The sequence below is a fragment of the Shewanella sp. genome (genome assembly GCF_051658185.1).
GTDB lineage: Bacteria > Pseudomonadota > Gammaproteobacteria > Enterobacterales > Shewanellaceae > Shewanella.
Genome location: NZ_JBOFMC010000449.1, coordinates 1 through 7,451 on the forward strand (window position 1 = coordinate 1; position 7,451 = coordinate 7,451).

5 protein-coding genes are annotated in these 7,451 nt (G+C 48.6%); all 5 read left to right on the top strand.

Annotated elements, in window-relative coordinates:
* The first annotated feature begins 798 nt into the window (after positions 1 to 798).
* The 5 genes from ACRCZA_RS16385 to ACRCZA_RS16405 all read left to right on the top strand — a co-directional run bounded on the left by ACRCZA_RS16385 (position 799) and on the right by ACRCZA_RS16405 (position 7,243).
* Entirely contained in the window at positions 799 to 1,821 is a 1,023-nt protein-coding gene (locus ACRCZA_RS16385) for a TRAP transporter substrate-binding protein (protein WP_438675445.1), read from the top strand.
* 61 nt (positions 1,822 to 1,882) lie between these two features.
* Complete coding sequence (locus tag ACRCZA_RS16390) at positions 1,883 to 2,533, top strand: TRAP transporter small permease (protein WP_438675446.1); 651 nt, start codon at positions 1,883 to 1,885, stop codon at positions 2,531 to 2,533.
* Positions 2,533 to 3,924, top strand: coding sequence for a TRAP transporter large permease (locus ACRCZA_RS16395; RefSeq protein ID WP_438675447.1), 1,392 nt, complete (start codon positions 2,533 to 2,535; stop codon positions 3,922 to 3,924). The genes ACRCZA_RS16390 and ACRCZA_RS16395 overlap by 1 nt, the downstream gene beginning before the upstream one ends.
* A gap of 131 nt (positions 3,925 to 4,055) precedes the next feature.
* A complete protein-coding gene (locus ACRCZA_RS16400) occupies positions 4,056 to 5,867 on the top strand; it encodes a sensor histidine kinase (protein ID WP_438675448.1) in 1,812 nt (603 codons plus the stop codon).
* Complete coding sequence (locus tag ACRCZA_RS16405) at positions 5,864 to 7,243, top strand: sigma-54-dependent transcriptional regulator (RefSeq protein WP_438675449.1); 1,380 nt, start codon at positions 5,864 to 5,866, stop codon at positions 7,241 to 7,243. The genes ACRCZA_RS16400 and ACRCZA_RS16405 overlap by 4 nt, the downstream gene beginning before the upstream one ends.
* The last annotated feature ends 208 nt before the right edge of the window (positions 7,244 to 7,451 follow it).

Genomic DNA, 7,451 nt, shown 5'->3' on the forward strand with positions numbered 1-7,451 from the left:
GGAGGTGCTCTCCCAGCTGAGCTAATCGACCTCGCTGTGTGGAGCCGTATTATAGGGAGGTTGGATCGAGTGTCAACGCTTTTTAATGAAAAAATCACTGGTCGCGCTATTTTTGCGCTTATTGATGCAATGTTATACAGCTCTTAATGCAGGAGGCTATTTTATCGATGTTTTTGCCTGAGCCTGCACCAAATTACCGCTTGTCTTGTCCGGTTTTATACCGTGATTGTTACTCGTCATTGCCTGCACTGCACTCGCCTTATGGCGACGGAGAGAATCTTCAGTTTAGTTCGCATAACGCTTTGCTCATTCGCTGAAATAGCAGCCACCGATGTGTTAGCTGCCATTATTAGTCTGATACTTTAATCCTCAATATGCATCTTTAGTCCTTAGTATCAAACTTATTTCTCTCCCACAAAAGGCAAGGTTAACGGCGCAATGCTCAGTGACCGTACACGTTTACATCGACCCATTTGATCTAAAAGCAACCAATTATGCCGTTTTAAGCAGCATGGCTGCTGTTAAGAGAGCCCGATGTTGTCATGCCCTCTGGGTGGAAATCCGCCTACAGGGTGCGATAGCGTGAGCGAGATCTCACCCACAAAAATCACCACGTGAGCGATCACTAAATATTTACATCAACACAACCAGACACTTACAAACATCTCTCGACATTGGCGCGGTATTTGCCTTTTAGTTCATCAGGCCTCGGGGAAAGCTAGGCGGTATTCCTACTCACACTTGGTAATAAACTAACCAAGACTGAGGACAATCCTAACAACAATAAAGGAACTGAAAATGAGATTAGATCAACCCGTTAGTGTTACTCGCCCATTAAAAACACTGGTGAAAATGTTGGCGCTTGCCTCTGTGTTTGCGACCAGCGTCACCGCTTTTGCAGCCCCCGTCGAAATCAAATTTTCCCACGTGGTGGCCGAAAATACCCCTAAGGGACAAATGGCCCTTAAGTTTAAGGAATTGGTAGAACAGCGTTTACCCGGTGAATACAAGGTGAGTGTGTACCCTAACTCGCAATTATTTGGTGATAACAATGAGTTAGCTGCATTACTGCTAAATGATGTGCAATTGGTGGCGCCGTCGCTGTCAAAATTTGAGCGTTATACCAAACGCTTACAAGTCTTTGATTTACCTTTTTTATTTAATGATATGGCAGCGGTTAATCGCTTCCAACAAGGTGAAGCCGGCCAAAAATTACTGGATTCGATGAACCGTAAAGGCATTGTCGGTTTAGGTTATTTACATAATGGCATGAAGCAATTCACGGCAAATACCCCTTTAAAACAACCTACTGATGCCAAAGGGCTTAAGTTCCGCGTGATGGCATCTGATGTGTTAGCCGCGCAGTTTGATGCGGTGGGCGCAATTCCGGTGAAAAAGCCGTTTTCTGAAGTATTTACCCTATTACAAACTCGCGCGATCGATGGCCAAGAAAACACTTGGTCCAATACTTACTCGCAAAAATTCTATGAAGTGCAGAGCCATATCACTGAGAGTAACCATGGCGTGCTCGATTACATGGTCGTGACCTCTGATACTTTCTGGAAAAGTTTGCCAGAAGATAAACGCAAAATTATCAAAGGGGCGTTAGATGAGTCGATTGCGCTGGGCAACAAAATTGCCGCCGAAAAGGATAATGAAGACAAACAATTGATCCTCAATTCAAAACTGTCGCAACTGGTGACCTTAAGCCCCGCTGAGCGTCAACAGTGGGTAGATGTGATGAAGCCTGTGTGGACTAAATTTGAAGATCAAGTCGGTAAAGAGGTGATTGAAGCCGCGGTAGCTGCAAATAAACAATAATAAAACAACCGCTTAGCCTCGCTAGTGGCTAAGCGGTCCTTAAGCATGGGGGAGTGATGCTGTGATATCGCGAATTTTTGGTTACTTTGAACAAGGTATGCTTAACCTATTGATCACTTTGATGACACTGTTAGTGTTTGCCGAAGTTATCGCCCGCTTTTTTTTCGATACGGGCTTTTTATGGATCCAAGAACTGACCTTAACCCTGTGCGGCTGGTTTGTGCTGTTTGGGATGTCCTATGGGGTCAAAGTCGGCGCCCATATTGGTGTCGATGCTTTTATCAAAAATCTACCGCCTAAGGCTAAAAAAATCACAGCCTTAGCTACAACATTGATGTGCTTAGTCTATTGCGGCCTGTTTTTAAAGGGCAGTTGGTCTTATCTCTCCCAAATGTACCAAATTGGTGTGCCAATGGAGGATATCCATTTTCCGGCGTGGCTGCTCAGCAGTATGGATGCCGATTGGGCCTGGAACATCCTCAAAATTGATGTTGAAGATGGTGCCGTCCCGGTGTGGTTATCCCAAAGTATTCTGCTGATTGGTTTTAGTATGCTGACTTGGCGATTTGCCGAACTCTTTATTGGGATTGTGCGCAATAAAGTCTCAGGCCTGCAATTTGCCGATGAAGCCAAAGAAAGTATGCATTTAATTGATGACAGTGCTCAGCATACTGAGCACACGCCCGGTTCGGCCCATAAGGAGATGAAATAATGGCCATTGCCACGCTATTTAGCGTCCTATTTCTGTGCATGTTTTTAGGTATGCCGATTGCGATTGCCTTAGGCTTTTCGAGCATGCTGACCATTTTATTTTTTTCTAACGATTCATTGGCCTCGGTGGCGCTCAAACTCTATGAGTCATCGTCGGAGCACTATACGCTGCTGGCGATCCCCTTCTTTATTTTGTCATCGGCATTCCTGTCTACGGGTGGCGTTGCAAGGCGCATTATTGATTTTGCCATGGACTGTGTTGGCCATATTCGCGGCGGCTTAGCCATGGCATCAGTCATGGCCTGTATGCTATTTGCCGCGGTATCGGGCTCTTCGCCTGCCACCGTGGCGGCGATTGGATCCATTGTGATTGTCGGGATGGTAAAGGCCGGCTACCCCGAAAAGTTTGCTTCAGGGGTGATCACCACCTCAGGCACGTTAGGCATTTTAATCCCGCCCTCAATTGTGATGCTGGTGTATGCCGCCGCGACGGAAGTCTCGGTTGCCAAAATATTTATGGCGGGCTTAGTGCCGGGCTTACTCCTCGGCTTTTTAATCATGCTCGTCATTTATATCGTCGCCAGAATTAAAAACCTGCCCGCGCTGCCCTTCCCTGGGTTTAAAAAATTAGGCATATCCAGTGCCAAGGCCTTCGGCGGTTTAGCGCTGATCTTTATCGTGTTAGGTTCTATCTACGGCGGGGTTGCTAGCCCGACAGAAGCTTCGGCGGTTGCCTGCGTGTACGCTTACGTGATTGCCGTCTTTGGCTATCGCGATATTGGCCCGCTCAAAAATGTGCCATGGCGTAACGCCAATGAAACGATTTTCCATGCAATCGCACGTAACTTAGGCCATATGGTATTGGGGCTTATCAAAACGCCGCTAGACAAAGAAGTGCGCCATGTGGTGCGCGATGGTGCCAAAGTCAGCATTATGCTGTTATTCATTATTGCTAACGCGATGCTATTTGCCCATGTGCTCACCACAGAGCGGATCCCGCACATCATTACCGAATATATTGTCGGTATGGGACTACCGGCTTGGGGATTTCTAATTATTGTTAACTTGCTGCTACTGGCTGCAGGTAACTTTATGGAGCCCTCTGCCATCGTCTTAATTATGGCGCCCATCCTGTTCCCTATCGCGACACAGCTGGGGATTGATCCAATCCATTTGGGGATCATCATGGTGGTCAACATGGAAATTGGCATGCTCACCCCGCCGGTGGGGCTCAATCTGTTTGTCACCTCAGGCATTACCGGCCGCAGTATTGGGTGGGTTATCCATTCCGTGTTGCCGTGGTTAGCGTTTATGCTCGCCTTCTTGCTGCTTATCACCTATGTACCGCAAATATCGCTATTCTTGCCAGACCTGCTGGCTCAATGGAACTGACATTCGCGATAACCTAGATTGAAGATGATTATTCCTTGATCTATCAGCATTTTTAAGCGAGCCTACACAGGCTCGCTTAATTTTATGTCGCCTTAGACTGTAATTGACCGCTACTTTCAGGATTGTTCGTTATGCTGCCCATGACGCAAATAGCCAAAAAACGGCTGTTAATGACCCTAGTGCTCCTCGTGGGCTTATTCGTCACCCTCAAGCTGACCTATTGGGTGCATTGGCATCAAGGGACACTGGAGATCCAAACCCAATCGGAACGGCAATTAACCGAATTAGTTAACTTTCTCGATGCCGCCCTCTCCCGTTACGAAAGCATTCCCCATGTGCTATCCACTAACCCTATGTTGGCCAATGCCTTAAAGGAACCCCAGCAGTCCCAAAACATTCACGCGCTCAATCTCTACCTTGAAGAAGTGCAGCATATTACTGAAGCCTCAGATATCTATTTACTGGATGCATTAGGGATTGCAATTGCCGCCAGCAACTGGCAACAGCGCTTTTCATTTGTTGGTAAGGATTTTTCTTTTAGACCCTATTACACCGAGGCGATCAGCGGCAAATTAGGCCGTTACTATGCGGTAGGCACCAGCTCAGATAAACGCGGATTTTACTTCTCCTATCCGATTTACCAACCCGGTAGTCAGGGCGTGCTCGGTGCCATTATTGTAAAAGTGGACATTGCCGACATTGAGCAACAAAGCACCAGTATGGCGCTTGCGGGTCAATACCAATTTTTAATTAGCGATCCTGAAAATATCGTCTTTATTGCCAGCGTTGATGAGTGGCGCTTAACCTCTCTCACACCACTAACGGCTGCAAAACAGGATGCGATTAGTGGCGCCAAACGCTATGCCGAACGCACCATAGGCCAACTTAAGATTACGCCCGCCTACCTTGACAATGCACCAAGGGGCGATGCCCTCTACCACATCACTAAAGGCCGCGAGCAAGCCCAATACATGGACACCCATCAATGGATGAGTCGCGCGCTGTGGCGAGTCCACATCCTCACGCCCATGCAACCCTTAAACGATGCCCTACCGGGAGTGTTGCTGCTGGCCGCCTCGATTTATCTGCTATTGGCCCTGAGCTGGTTATTTAGCGCCGAGCGGCGGCGCAACCTGCAGCGCATGCAACTGGCCCACAGTTTACTCGAGCAGCGGGTGCAAGAACGGACGGAGGATCTGCAGCAAGCCAATGAACGGCTCAAAGATACCCAAGATGAATTAATCCAAGCGGCCAAACTCACCGTCATCGGCAGTTTATCGGCCAGTATTAATCATGAGCTTAATCAACCACTGGCCGCCCTTCGCAGCTATGCGCAAAACACCCAAACCCTGCTTGCCCGCAATATGCAGGATAAGGCGCAGGATAATCTTAAAATCATGATTGAGTTGACCGACCGGCTGGCCGATATTGTCAGCCAATTTAAAAGTTTTACCCGTAAAAGTCAGGGTGCAGACAGTGCTACCGATCTCGCGCGCTGTATTACTCAGGCCCTCACCATCGTCAAGCCAGAAATTGACAAGCAAGGTATCCAGTTGGATGTCGAACTCCCCAACGATCAATATCAGGTTTGGGGGGATAACGTCAGATTGCAGCAGGTTTTAGTCAATATTATGAGTAACGCCATTGTCGCGATGCAGCAATCGCTTCAACGTAAACTGACCATTCGCGTCACCGCTGCCGATAAATTTAGCATCCGGATCCAAGATTCCGGGCCGGGGGTCCGTGAAAGCCAAATGGAGAAAATCTTCGAGCCTTATTTTACCACGAATGAACGTCATGGTTTGGGCCTAGGGTTATCCATTTCTCAGCGCATCATCGAATCGATGCAGGGCCAAATCACCGTCGCCAACGCCCCCGAAGGTGGCGCAATTTTCCAGATTAATTTACCCATTTATTTGCTTGAGGAACGTCTACCACAATGAGTGCACCCTATTCCATCCAAGACTGTCGGGTACTGGTGATCGACGACGAACCCCATATTGGCACAGTGCTGGTACAACTGTTTGAACTCGAGGGGATCAAAGCCATCGCCAGCACCGAGCCGAAAGGTATCGCCAAATTACTCGACAAAGACTGGGCCGGCATGGTGATTTCGGACGTGAATATGCCCCAGCTCGATGGCATCAGCCTAATGCAACAAATTCATCAACAAGATCCCGATTTACCGGTAGTACTGCTGACGGGCGTGGGGGATATTGCCATGGCCGTCCATGCCCTCAAACAAGGCGCCTATGACTTTCTGGAAAAACCCTTTAATAACGAGCATATCCTTGATGTGGTCAAGCGCGCCCTCGAAAAGCGCGCGTTAACCTTAGAAAATCGCCAACTCAAAAAAGAACTGGAAAGCCAAAGTCTGCCAGGCCCACGGATCCTCGGACACAGCGTCGGCATCAACCGCATGCGCCATATTCTTGAACAAGTGATCGATACTCCCGCCGATGTATTAATCGAAGGCGAAACCGGCACAGGTAAAGAACTCGTGGCCCGCTACTTACACGATCATAGTCGTCGTAACCAAGCCAATTTTGTCGCCATTAATTGTGGCGCCATTCCCGAAAACCTGATTGAAAGCGAGCTGTTTGGTGCCGAAGCTGGCGCCTTTACGGGCGTCGATAAACTGCGCATTGGTAAATTTGAATATGCCAACGGCGGCACCCTGTTTTTAGATGAGATAGAAAGCACCCCGTTATCGCTGCAGGTTAAATTATTGCGGGTATTAGAAGATCGCAAGGTCGTGCGCTTAGGGGCAAACAAAGCCATAGACTTAGATATTCGCGTCATCGCGGCCACCAAAGTCGATTTAAAAAAACTGTGTGATACCGGAAAATTTCGCCAAGATTTACTCTACCGCTTGAATCTGGTCACCGTGCCCATTCCTGCGCTACGGGAGCGGCGCGAAGATGTGCCCCTGCTGTTTTTACATTTTGCCCGGGTTGCTTCAGCCCGTTATCACAAGGCGCTGATTGCCCTCAATGCCCAGCACAATGCCCTGCTCACCGCCTACGATTGGCCGGGCAATGTCCGCGAACTGCGCAATCTGGCCGAGCGCTATGTGTTACTGGGCGCAGAAGCGGCCTTTGCCGGCAGCCTAGGCAATACCCCACGCCTACATTCGAGTATGTCATTGTTACAACGCGTGGAATTTTTTGAGCGAGTGTTGATTGAAGAAGCCTTAAGCCACAATAAGGGCAGCATCAAACTGACCATGGAGCAGCTCGAACTCCCCCGTAAAACCCTCTATGACAAAATGCGCAAATATGATTTAGACCGCAAGCAATACCTGACGGCCGAAGATTAAGCCCCCTTCGACTATTGGCCCCCCTTCTACTATGGGTATGGGGGGGAGCTCAATTGGCGTCATTGGCACTAGGGCGCCGTGGCTGACTCCGGGAGCGCACACATGCCCTTAGGTTGCTGTAGATAAGGGGTGATAATGGGCATCATGCCCTTCATCACCTGCAGCGGCAATGCCGAGGTAAAGCTAAAATCATCGGACTTACTGCCCG

Bases quoted from the DNA above. Each gene is read 5' to 3' on its own strand.
- ACRCZA_RS16385 (WP_438675445.1), top strand. From the start codon at position 799: ATGAGATTAGATCAACCCGTTAGTGTTACTCGCCCATTAAAAACACTG.
- ACRCZA_RS16405 (WP_438675449.1), top strand. From the start codon at position 5,864: ATGAGTGCACCCTATTCCATCCAAGACTGTCGGGTACTGGTGATCGAC.
- ACRCZA_RS16400 (WP_438675448.1), top strand. From the start codon at position 4,056: ATGCTGCCCATGACGCAAATAGCCAAAAAACGGCTGTTAATGACCCTA.
- ACRCZA_RS16395 (WP_438675447.1), top strand. From the start codon at position 2,533: ATGGCCATTGCCACGCTATTTAGCGTCCTATTTCTGTGCATGTTTTTA.